The organism is Streptomyces angustmyceticus, assembly GCF_040701845.1.
GTDB lineage: Bacteria > Actinomycetota > Actinomycetes > Streptomycetales > Streptomycetaceae > Streptomyces > Streptomyces angustmyceticus_A.
In genome coordinates this window covers 20294-45242 of sequence record NZ_JBFBHQ010000025.1, presented here as the reverse complement: position 1 = coordinate 45242, position 24949 = coordinate 20294, and the positions used below count along the sequence as shown (strand labels likewise).

At 74.1% G+C, this 24949-nt stretch carries 18 protein-coding genes; 4 read left to right on the top strand and 14 right to left on the bottom strand.

Features of this window, described 5'->3' with window-relative positions; genetic code table 11:
• The first annotated feature begins 103 nt into the window (after nucleotides 1-103).
• A complete protein-coding gene (locus AB0411_RS31425) occupies nucleotides 104-1558 on the top strand; it encodes a regulator (protein WP_366420663.1) in 1455 nt (484 codons plus the stop codon).
• A gap of 19 nt (nucleotides 1559-1577) precedes the next feature.
• Here AB0411_RS31425 and AB0411_RS31420 read toward each other — a convergent pair whose 3' ends face one another.
• The 3 genes from AB0411_RS31420 to AB0411_RS31410 all read right to left on the bottom strand — a co-directional run bounded on the left by AB0411_RS31420 (nucleotide 1578) and on the right by AB0411_RS31410 (nucleotide 4703).
• Nucleotides 1578-2954, bottom strand: coding sequence for an NAD(P)/FAD-dependent oxidoreductase (locus tag AB0411_RS31420; RefSeq protein ID WP_366420662.1), 1377 nt, complete (start codon nucleotides 2952-2954; stop codon nucleotides 1578-1580).
• Nucleotides 2955-3206: 252 nt separating this feature from the next.
• Complete coding sequence (locus AB0411_RS31415; protein ID WP_366420661.1) at nucleotides 3207-4091, bottom strand: TIGR01777 family oxidoreductase; 885 nt, start codon at nucleotides 4089-4091, stop codon at nucleotides 3207-3209.
• A gap of 93 nt (nucleotides 4092-4184) precedes the next feature.
• Nucleotides 4185-4703: a DUF4240 domain-containing protein gene (locus AB0411_RS31410; RefSeq protein WP_366420660.1), complete on the bottom strand. Its 519-nt coding sequence runs from the start codon at nucleotides 4701-4703 to the stop codon at nucleotides 4185-4187.
• Between the two features lie 242 nt (nucleotides 4704-4945).
• On the opposite strand from AB0411_RS31410, the gene AB0411_RS31405 reads away from it, so the two are divergent.
• Nucleotides 4946-6838 carry a hypothetical protein gene (locus AB0411_RS31405; protein WP_366420659.1) on the top strand — a complete coding sequence of 631 codons (1893 nt, stop codon included), beginning with the start codon at nucleotides 4946-4948 and terminating at the stop codon, nucleotides 6836-6838.
• A 126-nt stretch (nucleotides 6839-6964) separates the two neighbouring features.
• Nucleotides 6965-7903 (top strand): SDR family oxidoreductase, encoded by a 939-nt coding sequence (locus AB0411_RS31400; protein WP_366420658.1) that lies wholly within the window; start codon nucleotides 6965-6967, stop codon nucleotides 7901-7903.
• 17 nt (nucleotides 7904-7920) lie between these two features.
• Here AB0411_RS31400 and AB0411_RS31395 read toward each other — a convergent pair whose 3' ends face one another.
• The 7 genes from AB0411_RS31395 to AB0411_RS31365 all read right to left on the bottom strand — a co-directional run bounded on the left by AB0411_RS31395 (nucleotide 7921) and on the right by AB0411_RS31365 (nucleotide 19562).
• Nucleotides 7921-8994, bottom strand: a complete 1074-nt coding sequence (locus AB0411_RS31395) for a helix-turn-helix transcriptional regulator (RefSeq protein WP_366420657.1) — start codon at nucleotides 8992-8994, stop codon at nucleotides 7921-7923.
• Nucleotides 8995-9684: 690 nt separating this feature from the next.
• Nucleotides 9685-12357 (bottom strand): pyruvate dehydrogenase (acetyl-transferring), homodimeric type, encoded by a 2673-nt coding sequence (gene aceE, locus AB0411_RS31390; RefSeq protein WP_366420656.1) that lies wholly within the window; start codon nucleotides 12355-12357, stop codon nucleotides 9685-9687.
• 329 nt (nucleotides 12358-12686) lie between these two features.
• Entirely contained in the window at nucleotides 12687-13310 is a 624-nt protein-coding gene (locus AB0411_RS31385) for a GntR family transcriptional regulator (protein WP_086715052.1), read from the bottom strand.
• A 184-nt stretch (nucleotides 13311-13494) separates the two neighbouring features.
• A complete protein-coding gene (gene sucB, locus AB0411_RS31380) occupies nucleotides 13495-15261 on the bottom strand; it encodes a 2-oxoglutarate dehydrogenase, E2 component, dihydrolipoamide succinyltransferase (RefSeq protein ID WP_366420655.1) in 1767 nt (588 codons plus the stop codon).
• Nucleotides 15262-15317: 56 nt separating this feature from the next.
• Complete coding sequence (lpdA, locus tag AB0411_RS31375; RefSeq protein WP_366420654.1) at nucleotides 15318-16706, bottom strand: dihydrolipoyl dehydrogenase; 1389 nt, start codon at nucleotides 16704-16706, stop codon at nucleotides 15318-15320.
• 325 nt (nucleotides 16707-17031) lie between these two features.
• Complete coding sequence (locus AB0411_RS31370; protein ID WP_366420653.1) at nucleotides 17032-18567, bottom strand: leucyl aminopeptidase; 1536 nt, start codon at nucleotides 18565-18567, stop codon at nucleotides 17032-17034.
• A gap of 200 nt (nucleotides 18568-18767) precedes the next feature.
• The gene (locus tag AB0411_RS31365; protein ID WP_366420652.1) at nucleotides 18768-19562 is read right to left on the bottom strand and encodes an adenosylcobinamide-GDP ribazoletransferase; all 795 of its coding nucleotides are present in this window, start codon (nucleotides 19560-19562) and stop codon (nucleotides 18768-18770) included.
• A 115-nt stretch (nucleotides 19563-19677) separates the two neighbouring features.
• On the opposite strand from AB0411_RS31365, the gene AB0411_RS31360 reads away from it, so the two are divergent.
• A complete protein-coding gene (locus AB0411_RS31360) occupies nucleotides 19678-20415 on the top strand; it encodes a hypothetical protein (protein ID WP_366420651.1) in 738 nt (245 codons plus the stop codon).
• Here AB0411_RS31360 and AB0411_RS31355 read toward each other — a convergent pair.
• From AB0411_RS31355 to AB0411_RS31340, 4 genes are all read right to left on the bottom strand, one after another.
• Entirely contained in the window at nucleotides 20390-21037 is a 648-nt protein-coding gene (locus AB0411_RS31355; RefSeq protein WP_366420716.1) for a hypothetical protein, read from the bottom strand. The genes AB0411_RS31360 and AB0411_RS31355 overlap by 26 nt on opposite strands.
• 173 nt (nucleotides 21038-21210) lie before the next feature.
• Nucleotides 21211-22977 carry a phosphatidylglycerol lysyltransferase domain-containing protein gene (locus tag AB0411_RS31350; RefSeq protein WP_366420650.1) on the bottom strand — a complete coding sequence of 589 codons (1767 nt, stop codon included), beginning with the start codon at nucleotides 22975-22977 and terminating at the stop codon, nucleotides 21211-21213.
• Between the two features lie 144 nt (nucleotides 22978-23121).
• A complete protein-coding gene (cobT, locus tag AB0411_RS31345) occupies nucleotides 23122-24168 on the bottom strand; it encodes a nicotinate-nucleotide--dimethylbenzimidazole phosphoribosyltransferase (protein WP_086720767.1) in 1047 nt (348 codons plus the stop codon).
• A gap of 16 nt (nucleotides 24169-24184) precedes the next feature.
• Entirely contained in the window at nucleotides 24185-24934 is a 750-nt protein-coding gene (locus AB0411_RS31340) for a class I SAM-dependent methyltransferase (RefSeq protein ID WP_366420649.1), read from the bottom strand.
• Nucleotides 24935-24949 lie beyond the last annotated feature (15 nt).

Below are 24949 nucleotides of genomic sequence, written 5' to 3'. Positions count from 1 at the left end.
CGAAGGCCGTTACATTCACGCCGTTCCACAAGGGCGATGAGCATGCCGGACAGGGTCCGCCGAACCCGGCAGCGGCCCGGAAGGCAGGAGACCGGTAAAGCTGATGACGGAACGACCCCCGCACCACACTCCCAACCGCCAGCTCGCCGCGCTCATCGCCGAGGCGGGCTTCTCGAACGCCGGGCTGGCCAGACGGGTGGATCAGCTCGGCATCGAGCACGGCCTCGACCTCCGCTACGACAAGACGTCGGTGACCCGCTGGCTGCGCGGCCAGCAGCCCAGGGGCACCACCCCCGCCCTGATCGCGGAGGTCTTCACCCGCCGGCTGGGACGCCGGCTGTCCGCCCAGGACCTCGGCCTGGACGCCTGTGCGCCGGTGTACGCCGGACTGGAATTCGCCGCGAGCCCCAGCGAGGCGGTGGACATCGTCAGCGGCCTGTGGCGCAAGGACTCCGGCAGCCACGCCGAACTCCGCAAGATCGCCTTCACCCCGGCCGGGCTCGTGGTGCCCAGCCGCGACTGGCTGATCGGGCGCGCCGACGAACGGGTCGCCCGTGGTGAGGCCCCCGCCGACGCGGCGGGCCGGGTCCCCGTACAGGGCCGGCCCACGGTCCCCCGGCAGCGCCGCACCGACCGCGTCGACCGCACCCAGGGCTCCAAGGTCACCTCCGGCGACATCGCGGCGCTGCGCTCGGTCGGCGAGCTGTTCCGGGCGCTGGACCACGCCTACGGCGGCGGCCACGCCCGGCAGGCCCTGGTGCGCTACCTGGAGCACGAGGCCGAGCCGATGCTCCGCGGCAGCTACGGCGAGGCCACCGGCCGCCGGCTCTTCGCCGCCGCCGCCGATCTGACCCGGCTCGCGGGCTGGACCTCGTACGACATCGCGGCCCACGGGCTCGCCCAGCGCTACTTCGTCCAGGCCCTGCGGCTGGCCCAGGCCGCCGGGGACCGGGCCTACGGGTCCTACGTCCTGGTGACCATGAGCCGGCAGGCCGTCTACCTGGGGCACGGCAGGGAGGCCGTGCAGCTCGCGCGGGTCGCCCAGCAGGGCATCGGCAGCAGCGCGCCGCCCGCCGTGCAGGCGCTGCTGCACTCCGCCGAGGCCCGCGGCCACGGCGTCCTGGGCGAGGTCCGGGCCTGCACGACGGCGCTGGCCCGCGCCGAACGGGCGCTGGAGACCGTCCGCCCCGGCGACGACACCCCGTACTGGGCGCGCTTCTTCGACGAGGCGCAGCTCGCCGACGAACTGGCGCACTGCCACCGCGACCTCCAGCAGTACCGCGCCGCCTCCCAGCACGCCGAGCGCTCCCTCCAGCTGCGCGCGGCCGGGTTCGCCCGCAGCAGGCTCTTCTGCCGGGTGGTGCTGGCCACCGCGCGGCTGGGCCTGGGCGAACTGGAGCAGGCCTGCACGCTGGGCGCCGAGGCCGCGCTCCAGGCCTCCGAGATGCGCTCCGTACGGGCCCACGAGTACGTCAGGGAGTTCGAGCGCCGCCTGGAGCCCTACCGGGACGCGGCGCCGGTGCGGGGCTACCGCGAACGGGTGGCGGCGCTGGGCTGATGCCGGGCCGGCGCCCGGCTCAGGCCGCCGTGGGCAGGGTGTCCGGTTCCGTGGTGAAGGCCGGCAGGCCGAAGTCCTGGAGGAGCGCGCGGGCGGCGCGGCGGCCCGAGTTCAGCGCGCCCTGGAGCGTGCTGGTGTCCCGGTGGTCGCCGCACACATAGAGGCCGGAGAGCACCCGCACCGTGCGCTCCGGGTCGTGCGGCGCCGGCATCGCGGGGACCGCGTAGGGGTCGTGATGGGCGGTCAGCAGCTGCCAGTCGTCGGTGTCCGCGGCGTAGATCCGGTCGAGCTGGGGGCGGACCGTCTTGTCGAGCACGGACAGCGGCAGCGCCGCCGCGGCGCCGAGCACGGTCGTGGTGACCAGGGACCGGCCCGGCGGGGTGCGGGACGGGTCGATGGCGCCCGCGGCGTAGCTGTAGGCGACGGCGCCGTCCGTCGGCAGGATCAGGGCCGTGTCGCGGGACGGCGCGCCCCCGCGGGCCGCCGCGGTGTGGTGCAGGACGGCGACCGGGTGGAACGCGGGCACCCGCAGCCCCGGCAGCAGCTCGGCCGCATCGCGCGCGCCGGTGGCCACCACCACCGCCCGGCAGGGGATGTGGCCGTGCTCCGCGGTGCTGACGCCGGTAGTGGAGACGGCCGTGACCTGCACGGACGTACGGACCGTGCCGGGCGGCAGCGCGGCGGCGAGCAGCTCGGGGACGGCCACGGCGCCGCCGGCCGGCAACCACAACCGGCCCTGCGCAAAGGCGCGCAGGGCCGCCGCCCCGCCCCGGCTGGAACCGCGCAGCTGGGGGTCGCACAGCAGCGCCGCCAGCAGGGGCCGCAGGAACGCGTCATGGCCGCGGTGCGGGAAGGCGGGGCGGCTCGCCAGGGCGTCGCGGATCGGACGGTCGGCGGACGGGGCGTGGGTGCCCGGGGAAGGGGCTGCGGGGGTGTCGGCGCGGCGGTCGATACGGACCGCGCGGCGGTCCGGGGACGGCAGGGCCCGCCGGTCGGTCAGGCGCACGGACTGACGGTCCGTCCGGCGTTCCGCACGGCGGCCGGCCCGCGACAGGGCACGCGCCGCGGACAGTGCGCCCTTCGCACTGCGGGGCGCGCTGATGCGCTGCGTCCGCTGCCCGTTGTGGATGCTCAGACCGGGCGCGAACGGACGGAGCGTCAGGTCGCCGAGGCCCGGCGTCCGGCGCAGCTCCGCGACGGGGACGGCCAGCGGCCGGCCGCAGCGGTCCAGCCGGAATCCGTCGAGGCGGTCGGTGACGGAGCGGCCGCCGATCCGTGGCGCGGCCTCCAGGACGGTGACGGACACTCCGGCGCCGGTCAGATGGCGGGCGGCGGCCAGCCCGGCCGGACCGGCCCCCACGATGACGACGTCCACGGCCGATGCGGTGCGCAGCACATGCCCCTCCCGAGGTCGGTCCCGACGAGGGCGCGCCCGAGTCGTGCCCGGTGCCGCCGTGGGGGATACCGAGGTGCGGCGTGCGAGGACGGCGGGGCGGCGGCGGTGAGGTTCGACAGGGGGCGTCCGGGGGCGCGTCGACCGCGCCCCTTGGCCAAAGCTTCCCGTGTGGCCCTGCGGCTATGCCGCCCGGAGGGCGTTGTGACGCGGACGACTCCGCGGACCGGCCGGCCGGTCGGCCCGGCCGGACGGCTATGCGGCCCGGACCGCCTCGATGATGCGCGGATGGGTGAACGTGAAGCCGGAGTCCAGCAGCCGCCGCGGGACGACCCGCTGACTGCCCAGCACATCGCCCGCGAACTCGCCCAGGGCCACCCGCAGGACCGGGGCCGGCACGGTGAACAGCGTGGGGCGGTGCAGGACATGGCCCATCACGGCGGTGACCTCGCGGTTGGTGACCGGCTCCGGCGCCGTCAGGTTGACCGGCCCGGTCAACTCTTCGGTGTCGAGGAGGTGGCGCAGCGCCCTGATGTGGTCCGCCAGGGAGATGAAGCTCCAGTACTGGCTGCCGTCGCCGAGCCGCCCGCCCAGCCCGAGCCGGAAGAGGGGGAAGAGCCGGCCCCAGGCGCCGCCCGAGCGCGCCACGACCAGCCCGGTGCGGGCGAAGACGGTACGGATGCCCGCGTCCTCGGCGGGCTTCGCGGCGTCCTCCCAGGCCACACAGAGCTCCGGCAGGAATCCGCGGCCGGCCGGCGCGCTCTCGTCCGTCCGCCGGTCGCCGGTGTCGCCGTAGTAGCCGATCGCGCTGCCGCACACGAGGACGCCCGGCGGGGTGTCCATGGAAGCGAGCGCCGAGGCGAGGGCGCGGGTGCCCAGGACCCGGCTGTCGCGCAGCTCCTGCTTGTAGGCGGCCGTCCAGCGGTGGTCGCCGACCCCGGCACCGGCCAGATGGACGACCGCCCCGCAGCCGGCCAGCCCGGCGGTGTCGACCTCCTGGGCCCCGGGGTCCCAGCGCACCTCGTCGGCGGCCGAGGGCGCGCGCCGTACGAGCCGGACGACGTCATGGCCCTCCGCGCGCAGGGAGCGTACGAGCGCCGTGCCGATGAGTCCGGTCGAGCCGGTGATCGCGATCCGCATGGGGCCATACTGCCCGCACCGGCGGGCCGGCGGTGACATCCGGGGCCCGGCCGGCCGCGGCACGGGGCGGCCGCGCGGCCCGGCGCCCGCGCCCTACGGCTTGAAGCGGTCCCAGAGGGTGGGGAAGCGCTCCGCCATGGTCCGCTCGTCGTCGAAGTCGAGGTAGCTGCCGAGCGGTTCGCGCGGCGGCGGGGGCAGCTCCAGATCGGGCATCACCCCGCCGGTCATCTGCTCGTACGCCTCGTCGGCCGCGTACCCCAGCTCCTCGGCGTCGCCGTCGACCCGCTCGTCGAAGTCGTCGAGGAGCTCGGCGAGCTGGTCCGGGTCGTGCAGCGCGCCCTCGAAGACCTCCCGGCCCTGGCCGATCAGCCAGCAGCGGAAGTAGTCGAAGGCGTCGTCGCTCGCGCCGCCCAGCAGCACGGAGGCCGCGGCCCACAGGTCCCAGGAGTAGGCCCGGTTGTAGCGGGCCTCGAAGTGGCGGGCGAAGTCCACGACGGCATCCGGGTCGAGCCCGAGGAGCCGCTCGACCAGCGCGTCGGCCTGCTCCTCGGGGTCGCCCTCGGCGGCCTCGCGGGAACCGTCGATCAGTTCCCAGAACTCCGTCTCGTCCATCACCGCTCCAGCATCTGCCCTGCCGGGGCCCGCCGCATGCGGAGTACCCCGGATGCGGCGGGGTCGTTATCCGGATCGGTGACGCGGCGGGCACGCCGGTGACGGGGTGTTCGGATCGGGTTCGCTCACCCCGGCCGGTCCGCCGCCGGGTGACCGCCCCAAGGATCACTCGTTGGACGGCGTGCAACGACCGAACGACGGCACATCCACCATTTCGCGGAGGGCTGTTCCAGGCCATGCCCATGGACGAACGCACCCGGGCCGATGTCGAGCGGGCCGAGGCGGCCATCGTCGAGCACTATCCACGGCTCGTCCGCCTCGCCTACCTCGTCCTGCCCCCGTCGACGGGCCGCCACCGCCGGGTCCTGACCGCGCACGGACTGGTCCAGCGGGCACTGCCGCGGGCCCGGCTGCGGCGGCCGGACGGCGGGCTGCCCGCCCAGCGCGGCCCGGCGGCCGAGTCGGGCTACGACGGGGTGCGGCTGCGGGCCCTGCGGCTGGCGCTGGCGCACGAGGCACGGCCGGTGCGGGTACCGGCCGCCATGCCCCGGGTCTGGGGGCTGCGGCTCTTCCCGCGGGCCGGCGGGGCCGAGGAACTCGCCCTGGACCAGGCGCTGTCCGCCGTCCCCGCGCCGGTACGGGCCGCCATCGGGCTGTGGCAGCTGGAGGGCCTCGACGAGGACGCCGTCCGCAGCGTGCTGGCACGGGCCGGGGTCGAGGAACCGGACGCCGCGCAGCGGGCGGCGGCGCAGCTGGACCGGGAGACCGGGGCCGGCGCCGGGGCGCTGTTGAACTCGGGGGAGTTCGACCCGTGCACGGTGCAGATGCGGCCGACGGACCTGCTGCGCCGCCGGCAGCGGGTGCGGGTGGCGCTCGCGCTGGCGGCGGCCTTGGCGGTCGGCGCGACGGCCGTCGGGGTGTCGCGCGGCGACGGGGACCGGACCGGGCACACCGAGACCGCCGCGGAGCGGGCGCTGGATGCCGGGCGGCTGCAGCGCACCCCCAACGAACAGTGGGCCGACACCTCCCGGGTGGACTTCACCGCCTGGCCCGCCCGCGGCCGGCAGGCCGGTGACCAGGAGCTGCTGGGGCGGGCGCTGCGGGTGTGGGCGGCGCCGCCGGCCGACACCCGGATCGTGACCTCGGCGGACACCTCCACCCGGCCGCCCGACCATCCGCCGCAGCTGCTGTACGCGGGCCTGATCGACAACGTGATGGTCGTGGTCCTCCACGACGGCGAGCGGCTGGTGCGCTACGCCGAACCCGAAGACGCCACGCCCACCCTGCACTTCGCACGGGTCGACGACGCGGACCCGACCACCGGCGCCGCGCTGGTGATCGGGCGCGGCAACGGCTGGATGCGCTATCTGCTCGCGCCGTGGATCTCCGAGGTCACCGTCCGCGACCTGCTGGCCCCGGCCGCCCCGGCGCACGGGCTGCACGTCGCCCCGGACGGCGTCACCGACCGGATCCCGACACCGCCCGAGGGCGGCGCCGGCTGCGGACACTGGCCGGCGGCCCAGTTCCGGCCCTCGGCCCGCATCGGCGCGACCGCCGCGAACCAGCCCTTCCTGGTGACCGACCTCGACGACCTCGTCCCCGTCCGCCTCACCTCCCCGCCGCCCGGTGGCGCCCCGGCCGCCGGACCGGAGGAGGCGACCGGCGCCCCGGCCCTGCAGCGCTGGGCCCGTACGGCCTGCTCGCTCGGGTCGCTGCGGGGCGCGGGCGTACGGTCCGTCAGCAACTGGGCGTTCGCCGAGCAGCGCCTCCCGGAGGGCGGCGGCAGCGCGACCTGGCTGTGCACCCGCGCCGACACCTGGCGCGGCCCCGGCAGCGTGACCCTGAACTTCCTGCCGCCCGCCGGGCCCGGCCGGATCGCCGGACGGGCCGCGGACACCGCCGCCTGCAGCCGCTTCGGCGGCCCCGTGGTGGGCGACGTCCGCTGGCGGGCGAAGTCCGGCACGTGGTACCTGCTCGCGGCCGGCAGCCCCGGCGTCGGCGGCCTCGACGTCACGGGCGCGGCGCGGGCCACCGGTAAGGCGAACACCCTCGCCGCCCCGGCCGGACCGGACTCTCCCGCCCAGGTCACCGGGCGGCTGCCGAGCGGGGGGAGCGTGCGCGCGCTCCGTCCGTAGCCGCCGGCCGGACCGATGGAGCGGGCCGTCGAAGGCCGTCGGTGAATCCGGACAGAAGGTGTCGGGTTTACCTGTCACGGTCGCCGTGTACGGATGCGAGGCACCTGACAGCGAGGAGTGGCGTACGTGACGGGACAGCAGGAACCGGCGAGGCAGCAGGAACTGGCGGGACGGGTGGTGCTGGTCGCCGGGGCGACCCGCGGGGCCGGCCGCGCGATGGCCGTCGAACTGGGGCGGGCCGGCGCCCTGGTGTATGTGACGGGACGGACGACCCGCGAGCGGGTCAGCGAGGTCGGCCGGCCCACGGAGACGATCGAGCAGACCGCGGCACTGGTGACCGCGGCCGGCGGCACCGGCATCGCCGTACCGACCGACCATCTGGACCCGGCGCAGGTCAAGGCGCTCACCGAGCGCATCGACCGGGAACAGGGGCGGCTGGACGTGCTGGTCAACAGCGTCTGGGGCGGCGACCGGCTGATCGAGTTCGACACCAGGCTGTGGGACCTCGACCTCGACAAGGGCCTGCGGATGTTCCGCCTGGGCATCGACACCCACATCATCACCAGCCACTACGCCCTGCCGCTGCTGATCAGGCGGCCCGGCGGTCTGGTCGTCGAGGTCACCGACGGCACCGCCGCCTTCAACCGCACCTACCGCGAAAACCTCTGCTTCGACCTCACCAAGAACGCACCCCACCGCATCGCCTTCGGACTCGCCGCCGAGCTCAAGGAACACGGCGGCACGGCGGTCTCGCTCACCCCCGGCTTCCTGCGGTCCGAGGAGATGCTCGACCACTTCGGGGTGACCGAGGAGACCTGGCGCGACGCGGTCGCCCAGGAACCGCACTTCGCCATCGCCGAATCGCCCGCCCTCATCGCCCGCGGCGTACGGGCACTGGCCGCCGATCCCGCCAAGGAACGCTGGAGCGGTCAGTCGCTCTCCAGCGGGCAGCTGGCGAAGGAGTACGACTACACCGACACGGACGGCTCGCGGCCCGACTGCTTCGCCTACTTCGAGGACGTCGTCTTCGGCGGGAAGGACGCGGCGGCGGACGCCTACCGGTGACCGGGGCGGCCGGCGGGTCACGGTTCGCCCGCGTCCGGCCCGTCCGGCCCGTTTGGTGTCCCGTCCGCCTCCGCGTACAACGCGGCCGTCCGGCGGGCGGCCGACGCGAAGCGCTCACGCAGCCCGGAGGGCGCGAGGATCTCGCCCTCCGGGCCGAGCGCCAGCAGCTGGCCGAAGGCGACCTCGGCGGACTCCACGGCCAGGGTCACGGTCAGCCGGCCCTGCTCATCCGGGCGGCCCGCGGCCCGCGCCCGCGCGAGCGCCTCATGGGCCGCGGCGCGTTCGGTGACGTACGGCAGCTGGAGGGCGCCGCGCGACGAGAGCCGCACCACCACCTCCTCGCGCAGGATCGACCGGGCGAACTGGGCCGCCCGCTCCGCCCAGAACGCCGGGAGGTCGAAGGCACCGTCGCGGCTGAAGCGCCCGTCGGCGTCGTCGGTGGCGCCGGCGGCCGTCTCGCTCTCGGCGGGCGTCGCGGCGGACGTCACGGCGGTGAACCGGTCGACCCGGTACACGCGGTAGTCGCCCTGGGCACGCGCCGCCAGGTACCAGACGCCCGCCTTCAGCACGAGGCCGTACGGCTCCAACTCCCGCTCCACCTCGGTGTCCTTGCGGAGGTAGCGCGCGGTGACACGGCGGTCGTCCCAGACCGCGTCCGCGATCTCCGGCAGCAGGGCGGGTGTCTCGGGTTCCTGATACCAGCCGGGCGCGTCGAGGTGAAAACGCTGGGCGGCGCCCGTCGCGGCGTCCCGCAGCTCCGGCAGCAGGGCGGCGGAGACCTTCAGGCGGGCGGCGGACGCGGCGTCCGCCAGGCCCATCTCGCGCAGGGCGGACGGCACTCCGGACAGGAAGAGCGCCTCCGCCTCGCTGCGGCCGAGGCCGGTGAGGCGGGTGCGGTAGCCGCCGACGAGGCGGTAGCCGCCGGCCCGGCCGCGGTCGGCGTAGACGGGCACCCCCGCCTCGGAGAGGGAGAGCACGTCCCGGGCGACCGTCCGCTCGGACACCTCCAGCTCCCGTGCCAGTTCGGCGGCCGTCATCGACGGTCGCCCCTGGAGCAGCAGCACCATCTTGATCAGGCGGGCAGCGCGCATGGGTCCATGATGCGGGGGGCCACTGACAGTGGCCGGGAGCGCGACATTTTGTCTGCGGGTGCGTTGTGGCTGGGCGCGCAGTTCCCCGCGCCCCTTTGGGGCGCCGTTTGTGCCGGGCCAGAGCCTTGCCAAGGGGCGGGCGTTCGGTGCCGTAACGGTGATCGGTACGGCGGGACGGCCGCCGACGTGCGGCGGTCGGAGGGGATGTCCGGTGCCCCGCCCGCAGGACCGGAGCGGACGCCGGGCCGATCTCTCCCACGTACCAGATGCGCCCGCGCCGAGGACGGGGTACCGGGCGTCCCCTCCGACCCACCACCCACTGGGAACAGGCGAAACGGCCCCAGCCACACACAACGCGCCACCCGACCCGGCCGCGAAGCGACCCCGTGCCCGGCCCCAGCCACACACAACGCGCCACCCGACCCGGCCGCGAAGCGACCCCGTGCCCGGCGCGAGCCACACGCAGCGCGCCACCCGACCCGACCGTGAAGCGATCACGTGCCGGACCGCGGAGCGACCACGTACCCCACCGCCCGGAAAGACAGCCCGGCCCGGCCGTAGTCAGGGCGTGGCCGGCCGGGCCGGTGGTGGGTTCCCGTGTGGAGGCCCCGGGCGCGGGAAGGTGGCCTCCACACGGGAGTTGGGGGTGCCCCGGAGGGCGGGCGGACCCGGTGACGGGTCCACCTGGGATCACAGCCCGTAGCGCTCCCGGGCCTCCTTGACGGCCTCCGGCTTGACCTCGCCGCGGCGGGCGAGGGCGGCGAGCGCCTGGACGACCACGGACTGCGGGTCGACGCCGAAGTGGCGGCGGGCCGCCTCGCGGGTGTCGGAGAGGCCGAAGCCGTCCGTGCCGATGGAGGTCCAGTCCTGCTCGACCCAGGGGGCGATCTGGTCGGGGACCGCGCGCATCCAGTCGCTCACCGCGACGACCGGGCCGGGGGCGCCGGCCAGGGCACGGGTGACGTACGGGATGCGGTCCTCGCCCTCCAGGCGGGCGGCGTCGCACTCCAGGGCGTCGCGGCGCAGCTCCGTCCAGGACGGCGCCGACCAGACGTCCGCGGCCACGCCCCAGTCGTCGGCCAGCAGCCGCTGCGCCTCCAGGGCCCAGTGGATGGCGGTGCCGGACGCGAGGAGCTGCAGCTGCGGGCTGTCGGCCTCGGGCCTGGTGCCCTCGTTGAAGCGGTACAGGCCCTTGAGGATGCCCTCCTCGACGCCCTCGGGCATGGCCGGCTGGACCTTGGTCTCGTTGTAGACCGTGAGGTAATAGAAGACGTCCTCGGCGTCCGGGCCGTACATGCGGCGCAGGCCCTCCTTGACGATGACCGCGACCTCGTAGGCGAAGGCGGGGTCGTAGGAGAGCGCCGCCGGGTTGGTGGAGGCGATCAGGTGCGAGTGGCCGTCGGCGTGCTGGAGGCCCTCGCCGGTCATCGTGGTGCGGCCGGCGGTGGCGCCGATGACGAAGCCGCGGCCCAACTGGTCGGCGAGCGCCCAGAACTGGTCGGCGGTGCGCTGCCAGCCGAACATCGAGTAGAAGATGTAGAAGGGGATCATCGGCTCGCCGTGCGTCGCGTAGGACGTGGCGGCGGCGGTGAAGTCGGCGAGCGAGCCGGCCTCGGTGATGCCCTCGTTGAGGATCTGGCCGTCCTTGGCCTCCTTGTACCAAAGGAGCTGGTCACGGTCGACCGGGTCGTACGTGGCGCCCTTGGGCGAGTAGAGGCCGGCGGTCGGGAAGAGCGACTCCATGCCGAAGGTGCGGGCCTCGTCGGGGACGATCGGGACCCAGCGCTTGCCGGTCTCCTTGTCCCGCATGAGGTCCTTGACCAGGCGGACGAACGCCATGGTGGTGGCGATCTCCTGGCTGCCGGAGCCCTTCTTCAGGGCGTCGAAGGTCTTGTCGGCGGGCATCGGCAGCGGCTTGGCGGCGACCTTGCGGGCGGGGGCCGGGCCGTCGAGGGCGGCGCGCCGCTCGCGCAGGTAGACCATCTCGGGGGAGTCGTCGGCCGGGCGCCAGTACGGCACCCGGTCGCCCTCCAACGCGCTGTCGGGGATGGGGAGTTCGAGGACGTCACGCATGGTGCGGAACTCCGCCATGGTGAGCTTCTTCATCTGGTGGTTGGCGTTGCGGGACTCGAAGCCCGTGCCGAGGGTGTAGCCCTTGACGGTCTGCGCCAGGATGACGGTCGGGGCGCCCTTGTGCTCGACGGCGGCCCGGTAGGCGGCGTACACCTTGCGCGGCTCGTGGCCGGCGCGGGAGGTCTGGAACAGCTCCAGCAGCTTGGCGTCGGTGAGGCGGCTGGCGAGCGCGCGCAGCGAGTCGTTGGCGCCGAAGAAGTGCTCGCGCAGGTAGGCGGCGTCGCGGGTGGCGTAGGTCTGGAACTGCGCGTCGGGGGTCTCACCGAGGCGGCGGATCAGGGCGCCGTCGGTGTCGAGCGCGAAGATCTCGTCCCAGGCCTGGCCCCACAGCGACTTGACGACGTTCCAGCCAGCCGCGCGGAACTGGGCCTCCAGCTCCTGCACGATCTTGAAGTTGGGGCGGACCGGGCCGTCGAGGCGCTGGAGGTTGCAGTTGATGACGAAGGTCAGGTTGTCCAGGCCCTCGCGGCCGGCCAGCGCCAGGGCGGCGGTCGACTCGGGCTCGTCCATCTCGCCGTCGCCCAGGAACGCCCAGACGTGGGAGTTGGCGGTGTCCTTGATGCCGCGGTGCTCCAGGTAGCGGTTGAAGCGCGCCTGGTAGATGGCGGAGAGCGGGCCCAGGCCCATGGAGACGGTGGGGAACTCCCACAGCCAGGGCAGCCGCCGCGGGTGCGGGTAGGAGGGCAGGCCCTCGCCGCCGGCCTCCTGGCGGAAGTGGTCGAGGTGGTCCTCGGTGAGGCGGCCTTCGAGGAAGGCGCGGGCGTAGATGCCGGGGGAGGCGTGGCCCTGGATGTAGAGCTGGTCGCCGCTGCCGTCGCCTTCCTTGCCGCGGAAGAAGTGCTGGAAGCCGGTCTCGTAGAGCCAGGCCGCCGAGGCGAAGGTGGCGATGTGGCCGCCGAGGCCGAGGGCGGAGCCGCGGGTGACCATCGCGGCGGCGTTCCAGCGGTTCCAGGCGGTGATCCTGGCCTCCATCGCCTCGTCGCCGGGGAAGGCGGGCTCGGCGGAGGTCGGGATGGTGTTGACGTAGTCCGTCTCCAGGAGGGACGGCAGGGCGGTGCCTTCGGTGCGCGCGGTGTGCTCCAGGGCGCGGCGCATCAGGTAGGAGGCGCGATGCGGGCCCGCTGCCTTGGTGACGGCGTCGAGCGACTCGCGCCACTCGGCGGTCTCCTCGGGGTCGCGGTCCGGGAGCTGGTCGAGCTGGCTGTACGGCAGGCGCACGGTTTCGGGCATGGGTGGCCCCTTTCCGGACGGGGGGTAGCTCGGGGGTGCCGTCGTGAGGGGCCGCGTCCTCAGGGTGGACGGCGGCTCCGACGGCACCCCCTACGAGTTCGGCAGGCAGGGTTGTCGCGCCCCGTCGGAAGACGATACGCCTCTGATCGATGATCGATCAACGATCGCGAGAGGAATCACCGCAGGTCGGCACGGGGTGCCGCATTCCCGGGCACCGCGTGCCAGGGCGAAGGGGGGCGTACGCCCGTCGGAAAGGGGCCGGACACCCGGTCAGGAAGGGGCCGTGCACCCCGTAGGGGAACGGCCGCTCATCCCTCCCGGACGCCGGGTCAGACGCGAGGTGCGCAGCTCAGCACGTGTGACTTGAGCAGGGCGCCGATCTTCGGGTCGCGGCGCCGGAACGCGTCCACGATCTCCTGGTGGTCCTGGGCGTGCGAGCGCGGCTCCGGGCTGAACCAGCGGATCGACAGCGTCGTCCAGACCTCGATGCCCAGCGACTCCCAGGTGTGCAGCAGCACGGCGTTCCCGGCGGCCCGTACGACCTCCCGGTGGAAGGCCACCGTGTGCCGCACCTGCGCCTCCCCGTCACCGGCCAGGTCCGCCTCGCGCAGCGCCGCCACCTCGCGCTCCAGCGCCACGGTGTCCTCGGCCAGCCGCCCGGCGGCGAGTTCGGCGGCCACCTGCTCCAGGCCGGCCCGCACCGGGTAGCTCTCCTTGAGGTCGTCCGCGGTCAGATTCCGCACCCGCACGCCCTTGTTCGGCGCCGACTCGATCAGCTGCAGCGACTCCAGCTCCCGCAGCGCCTCCCGTACGGGCGTCTGGCTGACCTCCAGCTCCACCGCGATCCGCCGCTCCACGATCCGCTCGCCCGGCTGCCAGCGGCCGCTGACGATCCCCTCGAGGATGTGCTCGCGGATCTGCTCGCGCAGCGAATGGACGACGGGCGGGGTCATGGGGTGCTCCTTCAGAGCGCGTGGTGACGAGGGGGCCATTATCCGGGACGGGCCGGGGGCACCCCCAACGGTGGCCGGGGAGGGGCCGGGCGGTTCGGGGCGCAAGGACGCGCAAAGGGGCCGGCCCCGGCTCGTACGAACCGGGGCCGACCCCTGTGGCACACCTATGGCGCGACTGCCGGACTCAGAGACCGATCTCGGTCTCGAACTCGGCGGCCTCCAGGATCTGCTTGACCGTGGTCAGGTAGCGGGCGGCGTCCGCGCCGTCCACCAGACGGTGGTCGTAGGAGAGCGCCAGGTACGTCATGTCGCGCACCGCGATGGTCTCGCCGAGGTCCGGGTGGTTGATGACCACCGGGCGCTTGACGGTCGCACCGATGCCCAGGATGCCGACCTGGTTCGGGGGCACGATGACGGTGTCGAACAGGGCGCCGCGCGAACCGGTGTTGCTGATGGTGAAGGTCGCACCGGACAGCTCGTCCGGCGTGATCTTGTTCGCGCGGACCTTGCCCGCCAGGTCCGCCGTCTTGCGGGCGATACCGGCGATGTTGAGGTCACCGGCGTCCTTGATGACCGGGGTCATCAGGCCCTTCTCCGCGTCCACCGCGATACCGACGTTCTCGGTGTCGAAGTAGGTGATCGTGCCCTCGTCCTCGTTGATCCGGGCGTTGACGACCGGGTGGGCCTTCAGCGCCTGGACCGCGGCCTTGACGAAGAACGGCATCGGGGAGAGCTTGACGCCCTCACGCTGCGCGAACGCGTCCTTGGCCTTGTTGCGCATCCGCATGATCTTGGTGATGTCCACCTCGACCACGGAGGTCAGCTGCGCCTGGCCGTGCAGGGCCTTCATCATGTTGTCGCCGATGACCTTGCGCATCCGCGGCATCTTGACGGTCTGGCCGCGCAGCGGGGACGCCTCGATGACCGGGGACTTGGCAGCGGCGGCCGGGGCGGCGGCCGGAGCCGGCGCGGCGGCCTTGGCGGCCTCGGCGGCGGCGATGACGTCCTGCTTGCGGATCCGGCCACCGACACCGGTGCCCTTGACCGTGGACAGGTCGACGCCGTTCTCCGCGGCGAGCTTGCGCACCAGCGGGGTGACGTAGGCGCCCTCGCCCTCACCGGCGGCCGGAGCCGGAGCGGCAGCCGCCGGCTTGGGGGCCGGAGCGGCCGGCGCCGGGGCCGGGGCCGGGGCGGCCGGCGCCGGGGCCGGGGCGGGAGCGGCCGGAGCCGGGGCGGGCGCCGGGGCAGCGGCGGCGGGGGCCGGCGCCGGGGCCGGGGCGGGCTCCGGAGCGGCGGCCGGGGCCGGGGCGGTCGGCGCCGGGGCGGCGGCCGGAGCGGCACCGGCCGCGCCGATGACGGCCAGCTTGGCGCCGACCTCGGCGGTCTCGTCCTCACCGACGACGATCTCCAGCAGGGTGCCGGACGTCGGGGCGGGGATCTCGGTGTCGACCTTGTCGGTGGAGACCTCCAGCAGCGGCTCGTCGGCCTGGACCTCCTCGCCGACCTCCTTCAGCCAGCGGGTGACGGTGCCCTCGGTGACGCTCTCGCCGAGCGCGGGGAGGACGACGTCCGTGCCCTCGGCGCCACCCTCGGGGGCGGCGGCGGGGGCGGGGGCCTCGGCGGCCGGAGCCGGGGCAGGCTCGGGCTCGGGCTCCGCCTCGGCCGCGGGGGCCTCGGCGGCGGCCGGGGCCGCCTCGGCCGCGGGCGCACCGCTGCCGTCGTCGATGAGGGCCAGCTCGGCGCCGACCTCCACGGTCTCGTCCTCGGCCACCTTGATGGCGGACAGGACGCCGGCCGCCGGGGCCGGGATCTCGGTGTCGACCTTGTCGGTCGACACCTCGAGCAGCGGCTCGTCGGCCTCGACGCGCTCACCCTCGGCCTTGAGCCAGCGAGTGACGGTGCCCTCGGTGACGCTCTCGCCGAGCGCCGGCAGGGTTACGGAAACCGCCATGGTTTCAGTTGCTCCTTACAAGTGTGGTGCGGATGTGGTCGCGCCCGGGACTGGGGTCAGTCGTGGGAGTGGAGAGGCTTGCCGGCCAGGGCCAGGTGGGCCTCGCCGAGGGCCTCGTTCTGCGTCGGGTGCGCGTGCACGAGCTGCGCAACCTCGGCCGGCAGGGCCTCCCAGTTGTAGACCAGCTGGGCCTCACCGACCTGCTCGCCCATACGGTCACCGACCATGTGGACGCCGACCACGGCACCGTCCTTGACCTGGACGAGCTTGATCTCGCCCGTGGTCTTGAGGATCTTGCTCTTGCCGTTGCCCGCGAGGTTGTACTTGAGAGCGACGACCTTGTCGGCGCCGTACAGCTCCTTGGCCTTGGCCTCGGTGATGCCCACCGAAGCGACCTCGGGGTGGCAGTACGTGACGCGCGGAACGCCGTCGTAGTCGATCGGCACGGTCTTTAGACCGGCCAGCCGCTCCGCCACCAGCATGCCCTCGGCGAAGCCGACGTGGGCGAGCTGGAGGGTGGGAACGAGGTCACCGACGGCCGAGATGGTCGGCACGTTGGTCTGCATGTACTCGTCGACGAGGACGTAGCCGCGGTCCATCGCGACGCCCTGCTCCTCGTAGCCCAGGCCCGCCGAGACCGGCCCGCGGCCGATCGCGACCAGCAGCACCTCGGCCTCGAAGGTCTTGCCGTCGGCGAGGGTGACCTTGACGCCGTCGGCGGTGTACTCGGCCTTGTCGAAGAAGGTGCCGAGGTTGAACTTGATGCCACGCTTGCGGAAGGCCCGCTCCAGCAGCTTGGAGCTGTTCTCGTCCTCGACCGGGACGAGGTGCTTGAGGCCCTCGATGATGGTCACGTCGGTGCCGAAGGACTTCCACGCGGAGGCGAACTCGACGCCGATGACGCCGCCGCCCAGCACGATCGCGGACTTCGGGACGCGGTCCAGCGTGAGCGCGTGGTCCGAGGAGATGATGCGGTTGCCGTCGATCTCCAGGCCCGGCAGCGACTTCGGCACGGAGCCGGTCGCCAGCAGGACGTGGCGGCCCTGGACACGCTGGCCGTTCACATCGACGGAGGTCGGGGAGGACAGCCGCCCCTCGCCCTCGATGTAGGTCACCTTGCGGGAGGCGATCAGGCCCTGCAGGCCCTTGTACAGGCCCGAGATGACCTCGTCCTTGTACTTGTGGACCGCCTCGATGTCGATGCCCTCGAAGGTGGCCTTGACACCGAACTGCTCGCTCTCGCGAGCCTGGTCGGCGATCTCACCGGCGTGCAGCAGAGCCTTGGTGGGGATGCAGCCGTTGTGCAGGCAGGTGCCGCCGACCTTGCCCTTCTCGATCAGGGCGACGTCCAGGCCCAGCTGCGCCCCGCGCAGGGCAGCGGCGTAACCACCGCTACCGCCTCCGAGGATCACTAGGTCGAAAACGGTGCTGGCGTCGTTCGCCACGTCACGTCCTCCATGCATGGGTACGCCGGAGCCGGTCTCCGATGACCGGGCGGCGGCTGTGGTTCGGCCGCTGTTACTTCGGCCCTGGGTAAGGGGGGCCCTGTCCTGCCGAGAACCCATCTTCGCACTTGTTCCACGAAGCCGGGACGGCGGGCCGGGCTCGGGGCGGGCGATCAGCCTGCCCATAGGGGTTACTGGCGCGTACTGGCGTGCGGATTTCGTCGAGGGCGAACACCGGGCGCACGCGCGCCGACGGCCCCGGGCGGTATGCCCGGGGCCGTCGGGATTTGACCGGCAAGAGGGAGGAAGCTCCCCGGGTTGACCGTCAGCCCAGGTCGCCCGCGGCGGTGCGCTCCGCCAGCCGCACCAGGGTGCGCACCGCGGATCCCGTGCCGCCCTTGGGGGTGTAGCCCCAGGGCGCGCCCTCGTGGAAGGCCGGGCCCGCGATGTCCAGGTGGGCCCAGGTGATGCCCTCGCCGACGAACTCCTTCAGGAAGAGGCCGGCGACCAGGCCGCCGCCCATCCGCTCGCCCATGTTGGCGATGTCGGCGACCGGGGAGTCCATGCCCTTGCGCAGCTCGGACGGCATCGGCATCGGCCAGGACTGCTCGCCGACCTCCTCCGCGATCTCGTGGATCGAGGTACGGAAAGCGTCGTCGTTCGCCATGATCCCGAAGGTGCGGTTGCCCAGCGCCAGCACCATCGCGCCGGTGAGGGTGGCGACGTCCACGATCGCGTCCGGGGTCTCCTCCGAGGCGCGGGTCAGGGCGTCGGCCAGCACCAGGCGGCCCTCGGCGTCGGTGTTGAGCACCTCGACGGTCTTGCCGCTGTACATGGTCAGCACGTCACCGGGGCGGGTGGCGGAGCCGGACGGCATGTTCTCGGCGAGCGCCAGCCAGCCGGTGACGTTCACCCGCAGGCCCAGCCGGGCGGCGGTCACGACCGCGGCGAACACCGCGGCGGCACCGCTCATGTCGCACTTCATGGTCTCGTTGTGGCCGGCCGGCTTGAGCGAGATGCCGCCCGAGTCGTAGGTGATGCCCTTGCCGACCAGCGCCAGGGTCCGGTCGGCCTTGGGGTGGGTGTGCGCGATCCGCACCAGCCGCGGCGGGGTCTCCGCGCCCTGGCCGACGCCGAGCAGGCCGCCGTAGCCGCCCTTCTTGAGCGCCTTCTCGTCCAGCACCTCGACCTTGAGGCCGAACTCCTTGGCCGCGGCCTGCGCCTCGGCCGCGAAGGCCTTCGGGTCGAGGTCGTTGGGGGGCATGTTGATCAGGTCGCGGGCGCGGTTGATCTCCGCGGCCAGCGCCTGGGCGCGCTCGGCGGCGGCCTTGAACTCCTTGTCCCGCGGCTTGCCGCCGAGGATCGCGGCCTCCGCCAGCGGCGCCGACTTGGCGTCGTTCTTCTTGGCGGCCTGCCCGTTGCCGTTGCTGCGGTAGGCGGTGAAGGTGTACGCGCCGAGCAGCGCGCCCTCGCTCACCGCAGCGGCCGCCTCGGCGTCCTCGACGGGCAGCGCGAAGCCGGCCTTCTTGGTGCCGGTCAGGGCACGGGCCGCGCTGCCGGCCGCGCGCCGCAGCGCCTCGGTGTCGTAGGCCTCGTCCTTGCCCGGTGCCTCGCCGAGGCCGACCGCCAGCACGACCGGAGCCTTGAGGCCGTCCGCGGCGGGCAGCTTGGTCACCTCGCCCTCGGCACCACTTGCGCCGAGGGTCTCCAGCACAGCGGCGAGCTTGCCGCCGAAGGCCTTGTCCACGGCCTCGGCACCGGGGGCGACAACGACGCCCTTGGCGCCCTTGGCCACGCCGACGACGACGGCATCCGCACGCACCGTTGCGGCGGAAGAAGTACTGAGGGTCAGTGCAGTCACGGTGATGAAGGTCCTGTTCCGTCCGGGGAATCCGTCTGCGCACAGGGCGCTGCTCCGGCTGAGCCTACGCTCGGCGGCGCCACAAGGCCCGTCCGATACCACACCGGCACATAACGGGGCCCCGGCAGTTGTCCGTGTGCGGGATGAACTCCCCTTGCGGGTAAGCGAGTTGGGCTGGGAGTGGGGGGGCGCGCCGGGGGCTACCCGAGGGACAGTGCCACCAGCGCCGCGAGCCCCGCGCTCTCCGCGAGCGCCCCGAACACATCGCCGGTCACCCCGCCGAACCGCCGCCGGCAGTGCCGCAGCAGCACCTCGCCCAGCCCGAGGCCGAGCAGCGCCGCGAGCCCGGCGTGCAGCGCGCCGTACGCCCCGAACGCGGCGCCGGCCGCCGCGCATCCGGCCGCCACCGCCCCCGCGCACAGCAGCGCCGCCGGCACCGGGACGGTGCCCGCGACCGCCGCGCCGAGCCCCTCGTGACGGGCGGCCGGCACCCCCGCGCGGGAGGCGAGGGTCAGGGCGCCGCGCGCGGTGACCGCCGCGACGGCCGCCGCGACCGCGCCGCGCGCCCAGCCGTCCGCGTACAGCGCGTCCAGCGCCGCCACCTGGGCCAGCAGGGCGAACAGCAGGGTGACGACGCCGAACGGGCCGATGTCGGACTGCTTCATGATGCGCAGCGCCTCGTCGGCGGGCTTGCCGCTGCCCAGGCCGTCGGCGGTGTCGGCGAGCCCGTCCAGATGCAGCCCGCGGGTGAGCATGGCCGGTACGGCGGCGGTGGCGACGGCGGCGAGCAGCGGACCGCCGCCGAGCAGCAGCAGCGCCGCGCCGAGCGCGGCCGCGCACAGCCCGACGACCAGTCCGGCCAGCGGCGCGCAGAGCATGCCGCCGCGTGCCGCCTCCCGGTCCCAGCGGGTGAGGCGCACCGGCAGCACGGTCAGCGTCCCGAAGGCGAAGCGCAGGGCGTCGGAGGGGGCCGGGGGAGCGGGGGTGTCGGTCACCGCGGCAGGCTATCCGGGCCTCCGCCACGATTCACCGGCGGTCCGGGCCGTCGCCCGCCGAACCGGGCGCCGGGGTGGTGAAGTGTCCCTACCCGACAAATGGGGAGCGTGTGGGATGGGCCACTGGTGGTACCGCAACATCGTCGAGCCGGGGAAGCTGCCGCTGCTGCTGGCCCTCGCCTCCTTCGTGCTGACCTTCCTCGTGACCCGGGTGGTCACCCGGCTGATCCGCGCGGGCAAGGGGCCGTTCCGCGACATCACCCCCGGTGGCGTCCACGTCCACCACGTCGTGCCCGGGGTGATCCTCATGGTCCTCGGCGGTTTCATCGCCCTCGCGGGCGGCCGGCGGGGCTTCGGCGCCGGGGTGGCCGCGGTGCTCTTCGGCATCGGAGTGGGCCTCGTCCTGGACGAGTTCGCGCTGATCCTCCACCTCGACGACGTGTACTGGACCGAGGAGGGGACCAAGAGCGTCGAGATCGTCATCCTCACCGCGGCCCTGGCCGCCCTGATCCTCGCCGGCTTCCTGCCGTTCGGCGTCAACGAACTCGGTGCGGAGGAGAGCACCGACCGCTTCACGGTCGTGCGGACCGTGGCCGTCAACTTCCTCTTCGCGCTCGTCGCGCTCACCAAGGGCAAGGGCCGGATCGCGGTCGTCGGGGTCTTCGTGCCGTTCGTCGCGCTCTTCGGCGCGGTCCGGCTGGCCCGCCCCAACTCGCCCTGGGCCAGGCGCTTCTACCGCAAGCGCCCGAAGGCGCGGGCCCGCGCCCGGGTCCGCGCCTACCGTCACGACCGCCGATGGTCGGCGCTGCGGCGCAAGGTCGAGCACGTCATCGGGGGTGCGCCCAGCCGCTGATCCGCGGCGCGGCCCCGCGCTCGCCCGGCCGCCACACCTCCCGCAGCGCACACAGCACCAGCACCGCCAACACCGCCGCGACATGCTCCTTGCCCGCCAGGTTGCTCTTGATGGACACCACCTCGACGACCATCGCCACGGCGACCGCGGCACAGGTGAACCACGCGCGGTAGCGCCAGCACACGAACACCGCCAGCCCCACCACCGCGGCCGACGGCCCGGTGTCGATCACGTACTTGTCCGAATCGGGCAGCCCCAGGGGGCTCACCGGGCCGATCCAGATGCCGATGCGCGCGTACATCGTCCCGGCGAGCGTGGCGACGTAGGCGACCAGCAGCGTCTGCCGCCAGCCCACACAGATCTCCGCGATCCCGAAGACCACCAGGATCTGCGCCAGCGCCCCCCACACCGGAAGGTCCAGCGCCGGGACGAACAGCGAGAGCGGGGTGCGCAGCAGCGCCAGCCACAGGTGCTCCCAGGCCTGGACGGAGCCGACGTTCTGGACCGCCCGGTAGCCCCAGGCCTGGTTCTGCACGAAGTGGAAGACCAGGGTCAGGCACACCGCGGTGAGCGTCACCGGAATCGCCCGCAGCCTGGCGGTGACCAGCGAGGCCCCGACCATCCGCAGCAGCGCGCCCCACTCGGCACGCGCGGCGCGGCCCAGGGGGGACGCCTCCCGCGGTCCCGGCGCGGACCCCTTCCGCCGTGCTGGCACCGGCCCCTCCCGCCGCCCCGGCACCGGCCCCTCCCGCCGCCCCGGCACCGGCCCCTCCCGCCGCCCCGCCCCCGCAGTGCTCATCTCACGTTCTCCAGGTGCTTGCGGTTCAGCCACTTGGGCAGACCGGGTGCTTCCAGAAAGCCTTCCGCACGGCCGGCGGCGATTCCGATGCGCAGCAAATCGGTGCTCTTTTCGAAGAGCATGTAGCGCGGCTCCCAGATCGGCCGGTATTTCGCATTGGCGCGATAGAGCGATTCGATTTGCCACCACCGGGAGAAGAAGCTGAGCAGTGAGCGCCACAGGCGCAGCACCGGGCCCGCGCCGAGCCGCGATCCACGTTCGAAGACGGAACGGAACATCGCGAAGTTGAGCGAGAGCTGAGTGATCTCCACCTCTTTCGCCCGCTGGATCAGCTCCAGCACCATGAACTCCATCAGCCCGTTCTCGGAGTTCCGCTCCCGCCGCATCAGGTCCAGCGAAAGCCCCTTCGCGCCCCAGGGCACGAAGCTCAGCAGCGCCCGCAGCTCGCCCGCCTCCCCGTCCGTGCCGCCGTCCCGGCATTCGAGCATCACGCAGCGCCCGTCGCCCGGGTCGCCGAGGCGGCCCAGCGCCATCGAGAAACCGCGCTCGGTCTCCCCGTCGCGCCAGTCGTCGGCCAGCTCCAGCAGGCGCTCCAGCTCCGGCGCGGGGATGTCCTCGTGGCGCCGGACGGTGACCGTGTAGCCGGCCCGCTTGATGCGGTTGTAGGCCTGCCGCACGGTGCGCATCGCCCGGCCGTCGAGGGTGAACTCCGCGGTGTCCACGATCGCTTCGTCGCCGAGCTCCAGCGCGTCCAGGCCGTGCCGGGCGTAGATCGTGCCGCCCTCCTCGCTCGCGCCCATCACCGCGGGCGCCCAGCCGTGCTCCCGCGCCTCGGCCAGCCACACCTCGATCGCCCCGGGCCACGCCTCGGGGTCCCCCAGCGGGTCGCCGGAGGCCAGCGACACCCCGCCCACGACGCGGTAGGTGACGGCCGCCTTGCCGCTGGGGGAGAAGAGCACGCTCTTGTCGCGGCGCAGCGCGAAGTAGCCCAGCGAATCCCGGTCGCCGTGCCGCGCCAGGAGGGCGCGCAGCCGCTCCTCGTCCTCCTCGGTGAGCGCCTCGGTGCTGCGCACCGACCGGAACGCCGCCCACAGCACCGCGACCAGCAGCAGCGTGCTGAGCACATTGATGGTGACGTTGACCCAGTTCGGGGTGGCGATCTCCGGGAAGGCGCGGTCGTCGGCGGCCAGCGACACCAGCCGCATCAGGCCGTAGCGCCAGCGCTGCACGAACGTCGAGGCACCGTCCCCGGCGGTGTTGGTGACGGTCACCAGCAGCGCCGCGAGCAGCGAGGCGCCCAGCAGGCCGCCGGCCGCGACCGCCGCCGCCAGCTTCGGGTTCGCGCGGTCGCCCTTCGCACGGAACTCGTGGCGCCCGACCACCAGCGCGGCGGCGAACAGCACGGTCAGCACCAGCGACACCCAGTTCTGCACAGGGGCGCGGAACTCGGGGGCCACCACCATCCCGAAGGCGAAGAGCAGCGCCAGCAGCCCGGACAGCACCAGATTCAGAATCCAGGCCGCCCGCTTGCGCCGCCGCAGGGTCACCGACAGGAAGAGCGAGAAGGCGCCGGAGGCGAACCCCGCCGTCAGCAGATACGGAGTGAAGAATTCCGCGATGTTGTGCCGGCGGATGTCATTGCCGAACGACACCCATACCGCGCTCAGGAAATTGATGAAGGTGACCGTGCGCAGATACCAGATGCCGAATGCGGCACCGCGCTGTGACCACGTGCCGCGGGGGCGGTCTTCGTCCGGACTCAAGCGATATCTCCCATAAAACGTGTAAAGCGCGATCTTATGGGGAGCCGCCGGTCACCCGGTACGGGCAGGAAGTGGTGAGCGCCCCGGCAGGGCGCTCGTCCGGTCGCTTCGTCCGCCGGCCGGCCGGGGCGGGCCGGCGGCGGATCAGTCGCGTACGGGCAGTTCCGCCGCCAGGGACGCGGCCGCCTGCACCAGTGGCAGGGCGAGCAGCGCCCCCGTCCCCTCTCCGGCAGTGACGCCGTGGTCGAGCAGAGGGTTGAGTGCGATCCGGTCCAGCGCCTTCGCCTGCGCCGGCTCCCCGCTCGCCTGCCCGGCCACCCACCAGTCCGGCGCCCGGAACGCCACCCGCTGCGCCACCAGCGCACACGCCGCCGAGACCACCCCGTCCAGGATCACGGGAGTACGGCGCACCGCGCTCTGCAGCAGGAAGCCGGTCATCGCGGTGAGGTCCGCGCCGCCGACCGTGGCCAGCAGCTCCAACTGGTCGCCGAGCACCGGCCGGGCCCGCCGCAGCGCGTCACGGATCGCCGCGCACTTGCGCATCCAGGCCAGGTCGTCGATGGGGGCGCCGCCCCGCCCGGTGACCACCGAGGCGTCCGTGCCGCACAGCGCGGCGATCAGCGTGCTCGCCGCGGTCGTCCCGCCGACGCTCAGATCGCCCAGCACCACCAGGTCGGTGCCGGCGTCCGCCTCCTCGTCCGCGAGGGCCGTCCCGGTCCGGAACGCCGCCTCGGCCTCCTCGGCCGTCAGCGCGTCCTCGATGTCGATCCGCCCCGAACCGCGCCGCACCCGGTACCGGGTGACGTCCTCCGGCAGCTCCTCCGGATCGCAGTCCACCGCCAGATCCACCACGCGCAGCTGCGCCCCGGCACGCCGGGCCAGCACCGCCGCCGGGCTCGCCCCGTCCAGCACGGCCCGGACGAGATCCTTGGCGCCGCCGGCCGGCCGGGCCGACACCCCGAGCGAGGCCACTCCGTGATCGCCCGCGAACAGCACGGCCCGCGCCCGCTCGACGGGACGCACCGGAACCTGCTGCTGCGCGGCGGCCAGCCAGTCACCCAGCTCGTCGAGGCGGCCGAGCGCGCCCGGCGGCACGGCCAGCCGCGCCCGACGCTCCTCGGCGTCACGGCGCACGCCGCCATCGGGGCGCTCGATCAGGTGGGCGAAGTCGTCGAGGTTCAAGGCGCTCATTGGGCGCAGATTACCGTCAACTCACCGGTGACGAGGCGCGCCGGGGAGAACGGGCCGGCGCGAACCGGACCTCGGCCACCAGCGGCGTCAGCGCGCGCAGCACCGGGAGGCGGCCCGCCTGCCACATCAGACGGGCCGGCAGGCCGCCCGCCGCGGCGCACCGGGGCGGAGCCGGCACCGGGCCGAGTTCGCGCACCGCCTCGATGCCCGGGTGCACCCCGGCCACCCGCGGCAGTTGGGCACGGTCCAGTGCCCAGCGCACCGGATCCGGTCCCCGGCCGCCCGCCGCGGCGGCCCGGCGGGCCAGCGCGCCCGCCCACCGTGGCAGTGCGTCAAAGACCAGCACCCCGCCGGGAAACCGCTCCGCACACGCCGCCAGCAGCGCGCGCACCGCGGGCGGCGGCAGCCGCATCAGCACCCCGGGCGCCGTGACCACGACCCCGCGCCACGGCTCCGGCACCGCGTCCAGCCAGCCGGGATCGGTCACCGCGCAGGCGACCGTACGGTGCCGGGCGCCGTCCGGGAGCAGCATCCGGCGGGCCGCCGCGGTGGTCGGCGGCACCACCGTCAGCCAGGTGAGCCGCCCGTTGTCCAGCCGCCAGAAGCCGGTGCCGAGCCCCTCGCCGAGCGCGACCACCGTCGCCCGCGGCCACCGCTCCAGATAGGCGCGTACGGCCGCGTCGAAGAGCCGCCCGCGCCCGCTCGGCTCCCGGGCCGCGCCCCACCCGGCCGGCGCTTCGGATTCGGTCCGCTCGGATTCGGTCACGGGTCAAGAGCACCC

Coding starts and splice junctions, on each gene's coding strand:
- AB0411_RS31415 (WP_366420661.1), bottom strand. CDS start 4,091: ATGCGGATCGCGATCACCGGCTCGACCGGACTCATCGGCACGGCGCTC.
- AB0411_RS31405 (WP_366420659.1), top strand. CDS start 4,946: ATGGACGAACGCACCCGGGCCGATGTCGAGCGGGCCGAGGCGGCCATC.
- cobT (WP_086720767.1), bottom strand. CDS start 24,168: ATGAGCGCCTTGAACCTCGACGACTTCGCCCACCTGATCGAGCGCCCC.
- AB0411_RS31395 (WP_366420657.1), bottom strand. CDS start 8,994: ATGCGCGCTGCCCGCCTGATCAAGATGGTGCTGCTGCTCCAGGGGCGA.
- AB0411_RS31410 (WP_366420660.1), bottom strand. CDS start 4,703: ATGGACGAGACGGAGTTCTGGGAACTGATCGACGGTTCCCGCGAGGCC.
- aceE (WP_366420656.1), bottom strand. CDS start 12,357: ATGCCCGAAACCGTGCGCCTGCCGTACAGCCAGCTCGACCAGCTCCCG.
- sucB (WP_366420655.1), bottom strand. CDS start 15,261: ATGGCGGTTTCCGTAACCCTGCCGGCGCTCGGCGAGAGCGTCACCGAG.
- AB0411_RS31355 (WP_366420716.1), bottom strand. CDS start 21,037: ATGGTCGGGGCCTCGCTGGTCACCGCCAGGCTGCGGGCGATTCCGGTG.
- AB0411_RS31360 (WP_366420651.1), top strand. CDS start 19,678: ATGGGCCACTGGTGGTACCGCAACATCGTCGAGCCGGGGAAGCTGCCG.
- AB0411_RS31425 (WP_366420663.1), top strand. CDS start 104: ATGACGGAACGACCCCCGCACCACACTCCCAACCGCCAGCTCGCCGCG.
- AB0411_RS31385 (WP_086715052.1), bottom strand. CDS start 13,310: ATGACCCCGCCCGTCGTCCATTCGCTGCGCGAGCAGATCCGCGAGCAC.